Origin of the sequence: Salinispora tropica CNB-440 (genome assembly GCF_000016425.1) — a bacterium.
Classification (GTDB): Bacteria; Actinomycetota; Actinomycetes; order Mycobacteriales; family Micromonosporaceae; genus Micromonospora; species Micromonospora tropica.
Window position 1 is genome coordinate 4,958,203 of sequence record NC_009380.1, and the last position, 15,430, is coordinate 4,973,632.

Here is a 15,430-nt window from a genome sequence, read left to right on the forward strand (position 1 = left end):
CGATCACCCAACGCGACCATCCGTACGGAGGGTGCGGCACCCGGCTCAGGGCCTACGCTTCTCCACCCGACTCCACCCGGTCCAACCACGTTCGGCGAGCAGCTCCCCCAGCCGGGCGACGACCGGGTGGGCGGCGTAGGAGAACGAATCCAGCAGCCGAACAAACCCCCTGTCCGGCATGACCTCGTCCTGCCGGTCCAGGTCTCCGCTCGCAGCCGCCTCCTCGTACAGGTCGCTCATCAGGTCGGCGATCTCGCGCAGCAGATCGTCGTTCTCCGGCTCCTCCGCGAGCCGGCCGAGGAGCTGGTAGAGCCGAAGGATCGTGGGTTCGGCGAGCTGGGCCACCTTGTCGGCGATGATCGCCGGGATCGTCTCCGGATAGCGCGCCGCCACGAGAATCCACGCGTCCCGCTCCGCCTCGACAAGGACCGTCGGCGCTCCGATGGCCCGCAGGCGATCCAGGTAGTCGGCCACCTCCGCGGGGACCGCCAGCGACTCGACGGAGCCGAGTCGGGCGACCCGCCGCCGGTGTTCCTGAAGGGCGCGGATCCGCGCCCGCAGCTCCCGGTCGATCTCGATCGTCGCGGCGGCGAACGTCTCGGGATCGGCCTCCAGCAGCTCCCGGATGCGGGCCAGCGGAACCCCGGCCTCGGCAAGGGTCCGGATCCGGATCAGGCGCAGCACCGCGGCGGCGTCGTAGCTCCGGTAGCCGGAGGCGTCGCGTTCCGGCTCCGGCAGGAGCCCGATCTGGTGATAGTGGCGCACGGCGCGGATGGAAACCCCGGCGTAGGAGGCCAGCCGGCCGATGGTCAGCATCGCTACCTCCACGCCGGGGGCCACCGTCACCTGACCTTGCGATGGTAGACGGACATCGCGATGCCGTACGCGACGGCGAGTAGGCCGGCGCACCAGGCGACGGCGGTCCACACGTCGGCACCGACCTGCTGCTGGGCCAACAAGCCGCGGATCGAGTCGACGATGGACGTGACCGGTTGGTGTTCGGCGAAGGCGCGTACCGGGCCGGGCATGCTCTCCGTGGGCACGAACGCGGAGCTGACGAACGGTAGGAAGATGAGCGGATAGGCGAAGGCGCTTGCCCCTTCCACGGAGGTCGCGGTCAGCCCCGGAATGACGGCGAGCCAGGTCAGGGCCAGGGTGAACAGCAGCATGATCCCGGCGACCGCCAGCCAGGCCAACGCGCCCGCCCCGGAGCGGAAGCCCATGGCGAGAGCGACCAGCACCACCACCACGAGTGAGGTCAGGTTGGCGACCACCGAGGTCAGCACGTGCGCCCACAACACGGACGAGCGGGCGATCGGCATGGACTGGAACCGTTCGAAGATGCCGCCCTTCATATCCAGGAAGAGCCGGTAGGCGGTGTAGGAGATGCCAGATGCCACGGTGATGAGCAGGATGCCGGGAAGCAGGTAGTTCACGTACTCTTCCGACCCGGCGTCGATCGCCCCGCCGAAGACGTAGACGAAGAGCAGCATGAAGGCGATCGGCATGATCGCGGTCGTGATGATGGTGTCCGGGCTGCGGCCGATGTGGCGCAGGGAGCGCCCCAACAGGGCAGCGGTGTTGCCGAAGAAGTGTCCGGTCATCGGGGGTCCTTGGCTGCTCGTACCGGCGGGGCTGAAGCTGTCGTCACGGTGGTGCCCTCGTCACTGACGATGGCCAGGAAGATGTCCTCCAGGGACGGCTGCTTTTCGACGTACTCCACGGTGGCGGGCGGGAACAGCCGCCGGAGCTCGGTGAGCGTGCCGTTGGCGATGACGCGCCCCTCGTGCAGGACCGCGATCCGGTCCGCGAGCTGCTCGGCCTCGTCGAGATACTGCGTGGTGAGCAGCACCGTCGTACCCTGGGCGACGAGTTCTCGAACGGCTTGCCACACCTCCAGCCGCGCCTGCGGGTCCAGCCCGACCGTCGGCTCGTCGAGGACAATCACCGGTGGGTTCCCGACCAGACTCATCGCGATGTCGAGACGACGACGCATCCCGCCCGAGTACGTCGCCACCCTCCGGTTGGCCGCGTCCGTGAGCGCGAAGCGGACCAGCAGGTCGTCCGCGACCCGCCCCGGCTCCCGCTGTCGCCGCAGCCGGGCGACCAGGATCAGATTCTCCCGCCCGCTGAGGACCTCGTCGACCGCGGCGAACTGCCCAGTCAGGCTGATCGACGCACGCACCTTCGCCGCCTGCGCGACGACGTCGAAGCCGTTGACGCTGGCCGATCCCGCATCCAAGCGGAGCAGTGTAGACAAGATCCGCACCACCGTGGTCTTGCCCGCCCCGTTTGAGCCGAGCAGGGCGAAGACACTTCCCCGCGCGACGTCGAAGTCGACGCCGCGGAGCACCCGCAGCTCCTGGTACGACTTGTGCAGGCCCCGCACCTGGATCGCCGGCTCCCGGATCTGCCCCGGTGCCCGCTGAACATCTATCGACATGACCCCACTGTGCAAGGTTGACGCTGCGTCAGGGTCAAGCCGATCCGCACGACCTCCGGTTCAGGTACCGCCTGGTTGGTGAACCACGGGCAGGACTCACTTCAGGCGATCAGCATGGCGTGGAGAACCTTGGTGATCTGCTGAGCCGGGCATGCCCGTATTGCTGCCACCAACAGCGGCGCTTCTATTCCGAGCCCACCAGTCGGAGACACCGTCACAACTTTGCCGGAGCCCTGGGCTACCAGCGGTCACACCCGTTGTGAGATTACCTCGCTCTGTCGAGGCAGATTTTACTTATCTTCCTGGAACAAAGCACCCTGCCGACTGTTATCCTCGGCCGATGGGGGAACTGGAGGAGAGGCTGGCGCGGCATACACGGAAGTTTGTTGACCGGCCGATGACGCCAGACGAATTGCAGGTGATTAAACGCAGTGTCGCTGACTCCTACGCGGGAATCTGCGCATCATTAACCGATACGAGCATCTTACATAAGTTCAGTGAGGTAGTCACGGGGCCCGGGGCAGGATCCGGGATTCCGGTCTGGGGCGTCGGACAGGAGTCGAGTATCACCGACGCCGTTTTCCTCAACGCCATCCTGGCTCGCAGAAGTGACCTGCTCAACACTTATGTCTCACCGACCGCGATGGGCATCGTGCATCCGTCTGACAACGTGGCGCTCGCGCTGGTTCTGGGTGACTGGTTGAAGTGGACCGGCAAACAGTTTCTGGCTTCGGTAAATGTTCTGTTCAACCTTTCCGCCCGGTTCGCCGATAGTTACGACCCTGAGATAAACGGCTTTGACCATGATGCCGCCGCCACATTCTGGGTGGCACTCGCTGCGGGGCAGGCACTCGGCCTCTCCGAGGCCAAGCTTGTCGAGGCACAACGCATCGCCGGCGAGTTCGGGTTCACCAGTAATCAGGCTGCGGTCGGCGACGTCACCGATTGGAAGCACTGCACCTACGCGTCCGGTGCCATGCGGGGCCTACAGGCCGCCAGGCTGGCCCTGGCTGGATTCACCGGGCCAGCCTCCATCTACCAGGGAGATTTCGGCGCAGATCGATTCTACCGAAGTGGTGGGATGTCGTTCGACGCTGAACCCGATCTCAGAACAATCATCTTCAAGAGGTGGCCGGCGCTCTTCTACTGCCAAACTCCGATTGACGTCGCACGGGAACTGTCCTCCCGCATCGGCGATGTCACGGACATTCGACAGGTAAAGGTAGAGACCTACGACCGGGCCCTGCGAAACGGGGCCACACCATCAGCCGACAACCCCACCAGCCGGGCGGGCCGCACACACTCTATTGCATACTGCGTCGCCACGGCGCTTCTCAAACCTGTCGAGTACGCCGACTTCGACGCGGATCGCGCGCGAGACCCTCAACTCCGGCGACTGTTGGGCAGGATCAGCGTCACGGAGAACTCGGCCATGACCAAGAAGTTCCCATCCTGCACCCCGTGCCGGATATCGATTACCCTCAAAGATGGCGAGGTCATACGGCAGGGACGCGACTACTCGCGCGGCGACCCCCGGGATCCCCTGTCTGACGACGAAATTTCGGACAAGGTACGTAGGAACCTGAAAGGCCTGACGAGCCCCTCCAACGAAGAGGAGATCATCTCTGGCCTGTGGAATGCGGAAAGGCTCGATGGGTTGGCGGTCCTTCAGGCTCCGTTACAACAGAATCGGACGCGAAGGGGCGCACGGGAGTGATTTCGGAGGAGCATTTCAAGCAGTACGTCGATGAATTCAATTCGGATGCCGACAAGTCGGATGCGGTGGATCGCTTCTACGCTCCTGACGCAGTCTTCAGGAACCCGTTCAAGGGAGAGTTTCGCGGCCGGGACGCCCTGGTCAATTTCTTCAACAGTGGAAAAGGGTCGGGACACGAGGGCATCCGCGAGATACTTCACCTCAAGAACCTCTTGATCGTCGAGGACAGGGTCGCAGCGCAGTTCGACATCGAGTGGCGCTGCCTGGCGGACACCAACTACCTCGGCCCCCGAAAGAAGGGAGATGTCTTCTGGGGAAGGTGCGCAGCGTTTTACTCGTATACCGATCAGAAGTTCAACTACGTTGACCTATATCTCAATCTCGTCGATCAGACATAGCCGCAGCCACGCACCAGTCACCTCGCCCTGACCGCTCCGCCCGGCGCGGATCCGACCGCGCCGAGCCTCCACCGTCCGCGACGAGTCGAGGAAGCGTCCACTTCCGCACCCGGCTTCGCACGTTCCGACCGCCGTTCCGACCGCCGTTCCGGCAGCCGGATGACGGCGAGCAGGTCGCGCACCACGAATCACACCGCGAACGTGGTCAACGCAGCCGGTGGCGGAAGTGGGACCGATGGTCAGAAGTCGTCGTCGAAGGTGACGCTCCCGCTGACCCCCATCTGGTACGCCGACACCCGCCGCTCGAAGAAGTTCGACAACTCCTGTACGTCCTGCAACTCCATGAAGGCGAACGGGTTCGCGCTGCCGTACATCGGTGCGATCCCGAGCGTGACCAGCCGCCGGTCCGCGACGTGCTGGAGGTACTCCCGCATGTCGGCCAGGGACAGCCCGGACACCCCCTGCTCGAGCAGGTCCTCGGCGAACTGGACCTCGCAGTCGACCGCCTCTGCCACCATCTCCTTGACCTGCCTTTCCAGGTCGGCGTCGAACAGGTCCGGCTCCTCGGCGCGGACGGTGTCCACCACGTCGAAGGCAAAGGCCATGTGCATGGACTCGTCGCGGAACACCCAGTTGGTGCCCGACGCGAGACCGTTGAGCAGGCCCCGGGAGCGGAGGAAGTAGACGTAGGCGAAGGCGCCGTAGAAGAACAGCCCCTCGATGCAGGCGGCGAAGCAGATCAGGTTGAGCAGGAACGCCCGGCGGTCCGCCTGGGTCCGCAGCTCCCGCAGCTCGAAGATGGAGTCGATCCACCGGAAGCAGAACTCGGCCTTGCGGGCGATCGAGGGGATGTTCTCCACCGCCGCGAACGCCGCGAACCGCTCCTTCTCCTCCGGCACGTAGGTGTCGAGCAGGTTCAGGTAGAACTGGACGTGCACCGCCTCCTCGAAGAGCTGCCGGGACAGGTAGAGCCGGCCCTCCGGGGAGTTGACGTGCTGGTAGAGGTTGAGCACCAGATTGTTGGCGACGATCGTGTCTCCGGTGGCGAAGAAGGCGACCAGCCGGGACACCAGGTGCCGCTCGGCCGAGGAGAGCTTCGCCAGGTCGCCGAGGTCGGAATGCAGGTCCACCTCCTCGACCGTCCAGGTGTTCTTGATCGCCTCCTTGAACCGGTCGAAGAAGTGCGGGTACCGCATCGGGCGCAGGGTCAGGTCCATGCCGGGGTCGAGCAGCAGGTGCCGCTCACCAACGGCCGCGGCGGTCGCGGTACGGGTCTGGGCGTCGGTGGTCATTGACATGCCTCGCAGCTTTCGGGGTTTTCCAGGGAGCAGGCCAGCGCCTCGGCGTCGGTCCCGGCGAAACCGGAGATCGACGACGCGGCACCACCCGGCTGGGCCGACGACGCGACGGCGACACCCGGCTGGGCGGTCGACGTGACGGCGACTGTCGCCTGCTGGATCCGCGTCGCGGGACGGGACCGCAGGTAGTAGGTGGTCTTCAGCCCGGACTTCCAGGCGTACAGGTACATCGAGGAGAGCTTGCCGATCGTCGGCGCGGCCAGGAACAGGTTCAACGACTGAGACTGGTCGATGTACGGGGCGCGGGCCGCGGCCAGGTCGATCAGTGCCCGCTGCGGAAGCTCCCACGCCGTACGAAACAGCTCCCGCACCTCGGCGGGCAGCTCGGCGAGGCCCTGTACCGACCCCTCCGCGCGCTTGATCTGGTCCCGGATCGATGCCGTCCACAGCCCGCGTGCCTTCAGCTCGCCGACCAGGTACGTGTTGACCTGAAGGAACTCACCGGACATGGTCTCGCGCTTGAACAGGTTGGACACCTGCGGCTCGATGCACTCGTAGCAGCCGGCGATCGAGGCGATCGTCGCCGTCGGCGCGATCGCCACCAGCAGCGAGTTACGCAGACCGTGCTCCCCGACCCGTGCCTTCAGCCCGGCCCACCGTTGCGGCTGGCTCGGCACGGCACCCCACAGCTCCGGGTGCAGGTCGCCCCGGGCCGCGCGGGTCTGCGCGTACGCGGGATGCGGGCCGAACCGCTCGGCGAGCCCGGCGGAGGTCTCCAACGCGGTCAGGAAGATCTCCTCCTGCACCCGGGTGGAGAGCTCGCTCGCCTCGGCCGAGTCGAACGGCAGCCGGAGCGTGAAGAACGCGTCCTGCAGGCCCATCAGCCCGAGCCCGACCGGCCGCCAGCGCGGGTTCGAGGCCGCCGCCTGCTCGGCCGGGTAGTAGTTGATGTCGATCACGCGGTCGAGGAACACCACCGCGGTGCGGACGGTGTCCCGCAGCTTCTCCCAGTCCACCCCGTCGGCGGTGACGTGGGCGCCCAGGTTGACCGAGCCCAGGTTGCACACCGCGGTCTCAGCGTCATTGTTGACCTCGAGAATCTCGGTGCAGAGATTCGACAGGTGAATCGTGTTGCCGGGCTCCCCGGTCTGGTTGGACAGCGTGTTCGAGCGGTCCTTGAAGGTCATCCACCCGTTGCCGGTCTGCGCCAGGGTGCGCATCATCCGCCCGTACAGGTCCCGGGCCTTGACCGTACGGACCGCCTTCTTCTCCGCGACCCGGTAGGCGGCGTCGAACTCCTCGCCGTACAGGTCGGGCAGCTCCGGGGCCTCGGACGGGTCGATCAGCGACCAGTCGCCGTCCGCCTCGACCCGCCGCATGAACTCGTCCGGGAGCCAGTTGGCCAGGTTCAGGTTGTGCGTACGCCGGGCGTCCTCGCCGGTGTTGTCCCGCAGCTCCAGGAACTCCTCGATGTCGGGGTGCCAGGGCTCCAGGTAGACGCAGGCCGCGCCCTTGCGCCGGCCTCCCTGGTTGACCGCGGCGACCCCGGCGTCGAGGGTCTTGAGGAACGGCACGATGCCGTTCGACCGGCCGTTCGTCCCCCGGATCAGCGCGCCCCGGCCGCGTACCCGCGACCAGGCGATGCCGATGCCGCCGGAGAACTTCGACAGCTTCGCGACCTGGTGGTACCGCTGGTAGATGGAGTCCAGCTCGTCGCGGGGCGAGTCGACCAGGAAGCACGACGACATCTGGGTGTGCCGGGTGCCGGAGTTGAACAGCGTCGGCGAGCTGGGTAGGTATGCCAGCGACGACATCAACCGGTAGAACCCGATCGCCTCGGCCGGGGTCCCTGACAGTCCACAGGCCACCCGCAGCAGCCAGTACTGCGGGGTCTCCACCACCAGTCGCGACTGCGGGTGCCGCAGGAGGTAACGGTCCGCGACCGTACGCAGCCCGAAGTACTCAAACCGCAGGTCGCCGGCGGGGTCCACCGCGTCGTCCAGCTTGCGGGCGTTGCGGGACACGAAGGCAGCGGTCTCGTCGCTGATCAGGCCAAGGCCGTGGGCGTACCGGATGGACTGGCTGAAACTGGCCACCTGCTGGCCACGGACCTCCTTGTCCACGTACGCGGCCAACAGCCGCGCCGCGAGTTTCGAGTACTGCGGCTCCTCGCCGATCAGCTCCGCCGCCGTCTGGATCGACAATCGGTCCAGCTCGGCCGTCGTCGCCCCGTCGTACAGGCCGCTGATTGTCTTGGTCGCCACCCGCAGCGGGTCCACCTCGTCCAGGTCGGCGACCCACCGCTCCACCGCCCGGACGATCTTGTTGACGTCCACCGGCTCGGTGTCGCCGTTGCGCTTGCGGACCCCCATCACCTGCCGCCGCTGCTCCGCTCCGGCCGGACCGTTCGTGGCGCGTTCCCGCGTCACCGTCATCTCCCCCTCCTCCGCCTGTCGACGAGGTCGACGAACGCACGGGGGACGCCACAATCGGCGCCCGGCGGAGCGATCACACCGGACGGCTGACGGCGTCGGCCCTCCCGCGCGGCCTCCGACCGCCGCACACGACGCGTGCGGCGCGCTGGCAGGTCTTCGGACTCGCGGGCACGCCCGGGAGACCCGGTCGCCTACTGGCCGTCGCTTCCCAGGCCTCGATGAGCCCAGTGCGTGATGACGGCGGTCGTTCCCACTCACCGCTGCGGGGCAGTCCCGGACTCCCACCGGGTTCCCTCTTGCCTCGCCCACTCCCGGCGGGAGCGGTCGAACCAGCTGCGGGAGACACCATATATGCCACCCCTACCCTGCACGCAACACCAGATGTCGTGCCGGCGTGTCAGCGGCTGAGGAACTGCCGCAGGATGCGCACCCAGGCGTCTCGCTCCTCCAAGTGGACGTCGTGTCCGGCGCCAGAAACCACGACCTGCTCGACGTCCGGACGCAGCGACACCATTCGCCGTACCTCGGCGGCGGGAATGATCCCGTGCTCGCCCCGCACCAGCAACGTGGGCGCCTTCACCTGCTGCCACTCGTCCCAGCAGGCCCGGGCCGCGACGGCCGCGATAGCGGTCCGCATCACCTCCGGCTCGAATCGCGGCCACAGCCCGTCCGGGCGCCGATCCAGGTCCCGCAGCCAGGCCTCGGCGATCGGGGTGTCGCCCAGAAACTCGGCCGCGTGGCGAACGTCGGCGAACGGCACCGGCCACGAGGTGAAAAAGTCACCCAGCTCGGCCGGATAGTCCCCCCGATCATCGCGGCCCCCGACTCCGCCCTCCAGCAGCACCAGCCGACGCACCAGCTCGGGATACCCAGCGGCGACGAGCAGGGCGGTGTGCCCACCCATCGACTGACCCACGATCGTCACCGGTGCACCGCTGGTGAGCTCCGCGACGACCGCGACCACGTCCTCAACGTACGCCCGACGAGAGAGATCCCGCGGCCGTCGGGTCGAGTAGCCGTGCCCGCGCTGATCCACCACGATCACGTGGTGCTCCGGTAGCAGCGCCTCCGCCGTGGGCACCAGTTCCGCTGCGCTGCCGGCCAGACCGTGCAACAGCACGACCACCTGGTCGCCCGCGCCACCTTCGAGGCAGGACAGCACCACCCCGTCTCGACGAACCGTCACCCGCTGCACCGCACGGACTCCCTCACCCTCGCGATCGGCCGAACGCCGGGCGTCGAACGTCGAACGTCGAACGTCGAACGTCGAACGTCGAACGTCGAACGTCGAACGACCCTACCCTTGCTCAGCTCCGCTGCGCCCGCTGGCTTTCAATGGACGCCAGCAGGGCGTTGTGCGTCTGCCCGTCAGCCGCCACGACAAGACCGCCCAGCCCGGTGTGCGGCGGCCGTCCGTCGATCCCGGAGACCACGCAACCCGCCGCCTCGCAGAGGGCGATTCCCGCCGCGAAGTGCACGCTGTCGCGCAACTGGTGGCCATCGGTGACGTAGCCAGCGCGACGGCCGGCGGCGACCCACGTCACCGCCAGGGTGGTGGAGAGCACCCGCGGGCGGAACCGCGCGCTGAAGCCCTCATCAGCGAGGATCCGAGCGGCCCGGAAGACGTCCCCGTTGGGAAACGGCGGATCAAGATTGAGGTCCACCAGCCCTGAGTCGGCCGAGGGAATGAGCCGCTCGTCCGCGCCGTCCTGACGGACGTAGGCGGCGACGCCGTCGGTCCAGAACACTTCGTCGTTGAACGGATCCGCCGAGGCGGCCACCGGACGCTGCGTCCCGGCCTGTAGCGCCACATTGACCGCGACCAGCATGCTGCGCACGGAGTAGTTCACGGTCCCGCACAACGGGTCGACCAGCCACTGACGTCCGCTCCCGTTGGCGCCGGTACGCCCGCTCTCCTCACCCAGCACACCATCATGCGGACGCGCACGTCGCACGACTTCGATGATCGCGTTCTCCGCCGCGATGTCGGCCGTCGTGGCGAAGTCACCCCCGGCCTTGGGAAAGCGGGCCAGCGGTATTCCGTAGTGGGAGCGGACGACCGCGGCTCCGGCCGCGGCCGCCTCGATGGCCAGCTCCTGATCTGTGATCGACATGCCTGACACCATAGTTCGCCGTCTTCGCCGTCCACCCTACTCAGCAGGCGTGCCGCCAAAACCCCTACCAGCTGTCGAAGACTCGTGAAGAATCGAGTCATCCTCGGCTGCCATCACCGAGGCGGACGGTAAGGACTGACGGGATGCCGAAGGATATCCTGTGCGCGTTTGGTGTCGACATGGACGCGGTCGCCGGCTGGCTGGGATCGTACGGCGGCGAAAATTCGCCCGTCGATATCTCCCGTGGCATTTTCGCTGGTGAGGTCGGCACACCACGCCTCCTTAACCTGTTTGAAAGATATGATCTTCCGAGCACCTGGTTCGTGCCTGGACACTCCATCGAGACATTTCCCGAACAGTTCCGCCAGATCGTGGACGCCGGCCACGAGGTAGGCCTCCACGGTTACAGCCATGAAAACCCGATCGCGATGAGTCATACGCAGGAGGCCGCCGTCCTGGACCGGTGCATCGACCTGATCGAGTCGGTAGTCAAACAACGCCCCAGGGGCTACGCCGCGCCGTGGTGGGAGTTCTCGCCGGTCACGCACAAGCTACTACTCGAGCGGGGCATCCGGTACGACCACTCGCTGATGCACGACGACTTCACCGTCTACCGGGTCCGTGTGGGTGAGACCTGGACCAAAGTCGATTATTCCGCGGATGCCGAGGACTGGATGAAGCCGTTGGTCCGCGGCGAGGAGACCGATCTCATCGAGATTCCGGCGAACTGGTATCTCGATGACCTGCCACCAATGATGTACATCAAGGCCAGCCCGAACAGCCATGGCTACGTCAACCCGCGACAGCTCGAGGAGATGTGGCGTGACCAATTCGACTGGGTCTACCGGGAGCTGGACTACGCCGCATTCACTTTCACCATCCATCCAGACGTGTCGGGACGCCCGCAGGCGCTTCTGATGCTCGAGCGAATGATCGAGCACATCAACCAGCATGAAGGCATCAGGTGGGCCACCTTCGACGACATCGCCACCGATTTCGCACGTCGCTACCCACGCACTGGAGACAGCGATTGAGAAGGCACGGCCAGGTGCCCGAAACGTGCGCCAGGAGCTGCTACAGCACGCCGCTCTGCGGTGTGCAATTCAGAACCTGACGCCCACCTCGCTAGTCGAGCTGCATCCACCTGTCCGGCCGCCGGAGCGGAACGAAGCCCACCTTGGCGTAGACGCCGTGCGCGTCATCCGTGTCCAGCAGAATCTTGTGGATGCCGAGATCCGTGAGGTGGTCGCGGACCTCGCCCGCGAGCCAGGTGCCCAGTCCACGACCGCGCTCGGCCCGGTCGACATACACGTCGCAGACCCAGGCAAAGGTGGCCCGGTCGGTGACCGCCCGGGCCACCGCCACCTGGCGCCCATCCCCAGGGCGATAGACACCGAAGCCGATGGAGCCCGCAAAGGCGCGCTCCACCGTCGCCCGGTCCCATCCACGGGCCCAGTACGTGTCAGTGGCAAGCCAGTGATGCACCCGGTCGAGGTCGAGACGCTCGTGCTCGGAGCTGACCAGATAGCCGTCATCGTGCGTTCGGGTGAACACCCCACAACCTTTCCCACCAACACACCGGGGAAACTCGGGGAAACTGTCCGAGGGTCAGGCCGGCTGGCCGGCGAGCACCGACTGGAGGGCCTCGATCAGGCCCACCGTCCGGGGGTCCGGGGCCATCGTGACCAGCAGCCCGTTCGTCACATATCCGAAGGCGATCCCGCTGGCCGGGTCGGCGTAGCCGAGCGAGCCGCCGTGGCCGGGGAAGCCGAAGGCGGCGGGCGACCACCAGGGCTGCTTCGGCAGGGGTAGGCCGAAGCCGAGTGCTGGCCGGGTGGACACCCGCAGCACCCGGTCCATGCCGCTGGCCTGTTCCCGGGTGGCGGCGACGAGGGTGGGCGCGTCGAGGATCCGGACGCCGTCGACCTTGCCGATCAGGCCCGCGTAGAAACGGGCCAGCGAGGAGGCGGTGCAGATGCCGTTCACCGCGGGGATCTCCGCCGCCCAGGTGCGGGGGTCGTCGAGGTCGAGCGGCGGGTCGGTCACCATCCTCGTCGACCTGACCAGCAGCGAGGTGGGATCGGTGTACGTGGCGAGCACCTCTTGTCGTGTCTCCGACATCGCCTCGGTCGGGGCGGGCGGGGCGACCGGCTGCTCGATGGTCCGGGCGACTCGGTGCGCCTCGCCGGCGGGCAGGCCGATCCAGAAGTCCAGGCCGAGGGGTGTGGCGATCTCGTCGGCGAAGTATGTGCCGAGGCTACGGCCGGAGACGCGCCGTACCACTTCGCCGACCAGCCAGCCGTAGGTGAGCCCGTGGTAGCCGTGTGCCGTGCCCGGCTGCCACGCGGGCGCCTGGGCAGCCAGCGCGGCGACGATCGGATCCCAGGTGAGTGCCTCCGCACGCGGGACCGGACGGTCGAGCACCGGCAGCCCCGCCTGGTGGGACAGGAGCCAGCGGACCGGGATGTCACCCTTGCCGGCGGCCGCGAACTCCGGCCAGTACGCGGCCACGGGGACGTCCAGGTCGAGCTGCCCACGCTGGACCAGCAGGTGCGCGCAGGCCGCGGTTGCGCTCTTGGTGGCCGAGTAGACCAGTTGGAGGGTGTCCTCCCGCCACGCACGGTCGGTGGCGGGATCGGCGACCCCGCCCCAGAGTCGGACCACCTCCCGACCGTGCCGGTAGACGCTGAGGGCGGCGCCGATCTCGGAGCGCGCATCGAAATTCGCCTGGAACGCCGCCTGGATCGGCTCGTATCCCGGCGTGACGGTGCCATGTGCCACGGGCATGGATTCCCCTCCGGAGTTTCCGGCTCCGGGTGCCGACCACCCGAAGCAAGGCAGTCAAGGTACCTTGACGAATTTCGTCAGGCAATCCTGACTAGCCTATGCTGATGGGATGACGGAGGAGATGGTTCCGGGGCATGCTGAGCTCGTCGGATTCCGGCTGCCGGACGGAGCGCTGAAGACCGACGCCACAGCGCCGGCCGACACCGTCGGTTACCGGGCCGGATGCAGTTGCGGCTGGATCGGCACCCGGGACTACCCGGCCGCCGACGAGGGGCGATGGATGGCCACCTCCGAGTGGGGCGGGCACATTCGGCCACTGCTGGCCGCCACTCCGCCCGGCTGGCTACTCAGCCGCTCCGACACGCTGCGGGACGGTGTCACCGAACTGACCACCACCTGGCCACTACAGGCGCTCGGCGTCCTCGCCCAGGTGGAGCGCTGGCAGCGACCACTCATCGAACAGGCCGTGGTGCAGGCGCGGGCGACCGGACTCTCCTGGGCGGAGATCGGCAACGCGCTCGGCATCAGCCGCCAGTCCGCGCACGAACGATTCCGCAACGTCGCACCGCCGAAAAACCCCAGCTAGCCGACGTCTCCGCCTATGGGTTGTCCGCGAATGCCCGGCGAGCAGGAACAGGTGGACACCCCGCCCCAGGAGCAGGTGGAAGCCCCACCCCGGTCTGCCCGCCGGGCGGTGACCGGATCAGCAGTTACGCAGCTCGGGAGACTGGTTGAGGAGCTGACCACGGACGGAGATGAAGCGGCGGTAGGTTTCCGAGTCCACGGCGGAGTGACGGAACGCCGCGACCCGGTGGCAGTTCTGGAAGGCCAGCTTGACGCCGAAGTGGCGCTCGAGGCTGGACCGGATGGCATCACTGGCGAGGGCACGCAGGAGCTGGCCCCGCTCGTCCTCAGTCGGCGGTGGGATGACGTTGTCGGCGAACTCGGCGTCGGAGGACGCCAGCTCCGCCGCTACGCGACTGACGGTCTGCCAGGCGTACGGCAGTGAGTCGCGAACGCAGGAGACGAAGGCATCATCGTCAACGGGGCCTGACTCGGCGGCCTGCAACAGGTCCGGTGGCACGGTGAGAGACATGATCCTCCTCGGACGATAATGATCACCACTATCATTAACGTTGCGTCCCGAGCACACCACTCAACGTCCATCACGTCAATGGCACCGCTTAACTTGACTTGGGCCAGGTTCGGCGCCGTTCGTGGGTCCTCATGACATGCGCCCCACCTCGGGCCGATTGACAGCGCCGCGCGCGCCGGCTCAGACTGTCGCGACAACTCCACCAACGCGTGTGTGCGGGGGAAGTCCGGTCAAAATCCGGCGCTGGCCCGCAACGGTAGGCCGTCGAGCGCATCCTGCGACGGCAAGCCCGAATACCCGCCACACTCGCGAACCCCTACCCACCCGTCGTGGCCCACGGGTCGGAGGCCCCGATCCGACGCTGACCAAGAGTGATCGGCCGGGTTCTGACGACCGCAGGGCGGAAAGGCACTCCTGATGGTCGTGTCCCACCTTCGCACCACCGTCCGCACCCGCGTCGCCGGCCTGCTGGCCGCCGCCGTCGCCGGGATCGCCCTGACCGCTGTCGAGCCCGCCCCCCAGGCGGCGCACGCCGACGCCTGTGACGGCACGTCGGGCGTCACCGTGGTGGTCGACTTCACCGCGTTCGGCGGCGATGTCGAGGTCGCCTGCGCCCCCGGTGACCCGGACACCGGGCTGGCCGCCCTACAGGACGCCGGCTTCGCCGTCGAGGGCACCCTCCGATGGGGACTCGCCTTCGTCTGTCGGCTCGACGGCCTACCCGCCCCGGATGTCGAGCCGTGCATCGACACCCCGCAGGCCACCGGCTACTGGTCGTACTGGCACGCCGCCAGCGGCGGTGACTGGGAGTACAGCGACAAGGGCGTACTCAACTACGACCCCGCCCCGGGCAGCATCGAGGGTTGGTCCTTCGGCGGCAGCACCCCGCCGAGCATTCCCGCCCCCTGAGCCACCCGCGCCGATGGGGTGACCAGTGGCGTACCCCGGGTGCCCTCTGTTCTGGTGCCGCCGCGCTCCCTGACGGTACGTGACGGGCACCCGGTACACACCGGACACAACTGCATAGGTACCGGGCGGGGGAAAGCCGGCGCGACGCCGGCGCTGACCCGCAGCCGTGAGCGAGAGAGCCCTTTCGTGAGCCGGAACGCCCCGCCCGGGACGAGCGGCTTCCACTGTCGAGG

Annotated in this window: 15 protein-coding genes and 3 riboswitches; of the genes, 5 read left to right on the top strand and 10 right to left on the bottom strand. The window is 67.4% G+C overall.

Annotated features, from left to right (window positions below; all coding sequences use genetic code 11):
* Positions 1-45: 45 nt before the first annotated feature.
* The 3 genes from STROP_RS22115 to STROP_RS22125 are packed head-to-tail and all read right to left on the bottom strand — an operon-like array spanning position 46 to position 2,443.
* Positions 46-816, bottom strand: a complete 771-nt coding sequence (locus tag STROP_RS22115; protein ID WP_012015574.1) for a MerR family transcriptional regulator — start codon at positions 814-816, stop codon at positions 46-48.
* Positions 817-842: 26 nt separating this feature from the next.
* Positions 843-1,604, bottom strand: coding sequence for an ABC transporter permease (locus STROP_RS22120; protein WP_012015575.1), 762 nt, complete (start codon positions 1,602-1,604; stop codon positions 843-845).
* Positions 1,601-2,443 carry an ABC transporter ATP-binding protein gene (locus STROP_RS22125; protein WP_012015576.1) on the bottom strand — a complete coding sequence of 281 codons (843 nt, stop codon included), beginning with the start codon at positions 2,441-2,443 and terminating at the stop codon, positions 1,601-1,603. Before STROP_RS22125 ends, STROP_RS22120 begins: the two co-directional genes overlap by 4 nt.
* A 340-nt stretch (positions 2,444-2,783) precedes the next feature.
* On the opposite strand from STROP_RS22125, the gene STROP_RS22130 reads away from it, so the two are divergent.
* Both STROP_RS22130 and STROP_RS22135 read left to right on the top strand, forming a co-directional pair.
* Positions 2,784-4,160: an MmgE/PrpD family protein gene (locus STROP_RS22130; RefSeq protein WP_187151558.1), complete on the top strand. Its 1,377-nt coding sequence runs from the start codon at positions 2,784-2,786 to the stop codon at positions 4,158-4,160.
* Positions 4,157-4,558, top strand: a complete 402-nt coding sequence (locus tag STROP_RS22135; RefSeq protein ID WP_012015578.1) for a nuclear transport factor 2 family protein — start codon at positions 4,157-4,159, stop codon at positions 4,556-4,558. The genes STROP_RS22130 and STROP_RS22135 overlap by 4 nt, the downstream gene beginning before the upstream one ends.
* A gap of 239 nt (positions 4,559-4,797) precedes the next feature.
* Here the strand turns inward: STROP_RS22135 and STROP_RS22140 are convergent, their stop codons facing one another.
* The 4 genes from STROP_RS22140 to STROP_RS22155 all read right to left on the bottom strand — a co-directional run bounded on the left by STROP_RS22140 (position 4,798) and on the right by STROP_RS22155 (position 10,405).
* Positions 4,798-5,850: a ribonucleotide-diphosphate reductase subunit beta gene (locus STROP_RS22140; protein ID WP_012015579.1), complete on the bottom strand. Its 1,053-nt coding sequence runs from the start codon at positions 5,848-5,850 to the stop codon at positions 4,798-4,800.
* Positions 5,847-8,291: a ribonucleoside-diphosphate reductase subunit alpha gene (locus STROP_RS22145; protein WP_043535532.1), complete on the bottom strand. Its 2,445-nt coding sequence runs from the start codon at positions 8,289-8,291 to the stop codon at positions 5,847-5,849. Before STROP_RS22145 ends, STROP_RS22140 begins: the two co-directional genes overlap by 4 nt.
* Positions 8,292-8,421: 130 nt before the next feature.
* A riboswitch (cobalamin riboswitch) is annotated at positions 8,422-8,640 on the bottom strand.
* A 48-nt stretch (positions 8,641-8,688) separates the two neighbouring features.
* Positions 8,689-9,486 (bottom strand): alpha/beta fold hydrolase, encoded by a 798-nt coding sequence (locus STROP_RS22150; protein WP_012015581.1) that lies wholly within the window; start codon positions 9,484-9,486, stop codon positions 8,689-8,691.
* Positions 9,487-9,598: 112 nt separating this feature from the next.
* Positions 9,599-10,405 carry an inositol monophosphatase family protein gene (locus STROP_RS22155; protein ID WP_012015582.1) on the bottom strand — a complete coding sequence of 269 codons (807 nt, stop codon included), beginning with the start codon at positions 10,403-10,405 and terminating at the stop codon, positions 9,599-9,601.
* A 143-nt stretch (positions 10,406-10,548) separates the two neighbouring features.
* Between STROP_RS22155 and STROP_RS22160 the strand changes: the two genes are divergently transcribed.
* Positions 10,549-11,439 (top strand): polysaccharide deacetylase family protein, encoded by an 891-nt coding sequence (locus STROP_RS22160; RefSeq protein WP_012015583.1) that lies wholly within the window; start codon positions 10,549-10,551, stop codon positions 11,437-11,439.
* 91 nt (positions 11,440-11,530) lie between these two features.
* Here the strand turns inward: STROP_RS22160 and STROP_RS22165 are convergent, their stop codons facing one another.
* Both STROP_RS22165 and STROP_RS22170 read right to left on the bottom strand, forming a co-directional pair.
* On the bottom strand, positions 11,531-11,959 hold the full coding sequence (locus STROP_RS22165) for a GNAT family N-acetyltransferase (protein WP_012015584.1): 429 nt from the start codon (positions 11,957-11,959) through the stop codon (positions 11,531-11,533).
* Positions 11,960-12,013: 54 nt separating this feature from the next.
* Entirely contained in the window at positions 12,014-13,192 is a 1,179-nt protein-coding gene (locus STROP_RS22170; protein WP_012015585.1) for a serine hydrolase domain-containing protein, read from the bottom strand.
* A 109-nt stretch (positions 13,193-13,301) separates the two neighbouring features.
* Between STROP_RS22170 and STROP_RS22175 the strand changes: the two genes are divergently transcribed.
* Entirely contained in the window at positions 13,302-13,778 is a 477-nt protein-coding gene (locus tag STROP_RS22175) for a hypothetical protein (protein WP_018832219.1), read from the top strand.
* A 117-nt stretch (positions 13,779-13,895) separates the two neighbouring features.
* On the opposite strand, the gene STROP_RS22180 is transcribed toward STROP_RS22175, so the two are convergent.
* On the bottom strand, positions 13,896-14,288 hold the full coding sequence (locus STROP_RS22180; RefSeq protein ID WP_012015587.1) for an SCO5389 family protein: 393 nt from the start codon (positions 14,286-14,288) through the stop codon (positions 13,896-13,898).
* A 197-nt stretch (positions 14,289-14,485) separates the two neighbouring features.
* Positions 14,486-14,607, top strand: a riboswitch (cobalamin riboswitch).
* Between the two features lie 98 nt (positions 14,608-14,705).
* On the opposite strand from STROP_RS22180, the gene STROP_RS22185 reads away from it, so the two are divergent.
* Positions 14,706-15,197 (top strand): hypothetical protein, encoded by a 492-nt coding sequence (locus STROP_RS22185; protein ID WP_012015588.1) that lies wholly within the window; start codon positions 14,706-14,708, stop codon positions 15,195-15,197.
* A 67-nt stretch (positions 15,198-15,264) separates the two neighbouring features.
* A riboswitch (cobalamin riboswitch) is annotated at positions 15,265-15,420 on the top strand.
* The last annotated feature ends 10 nt before the right edge of the window (positions 15,421-15,430 follow it).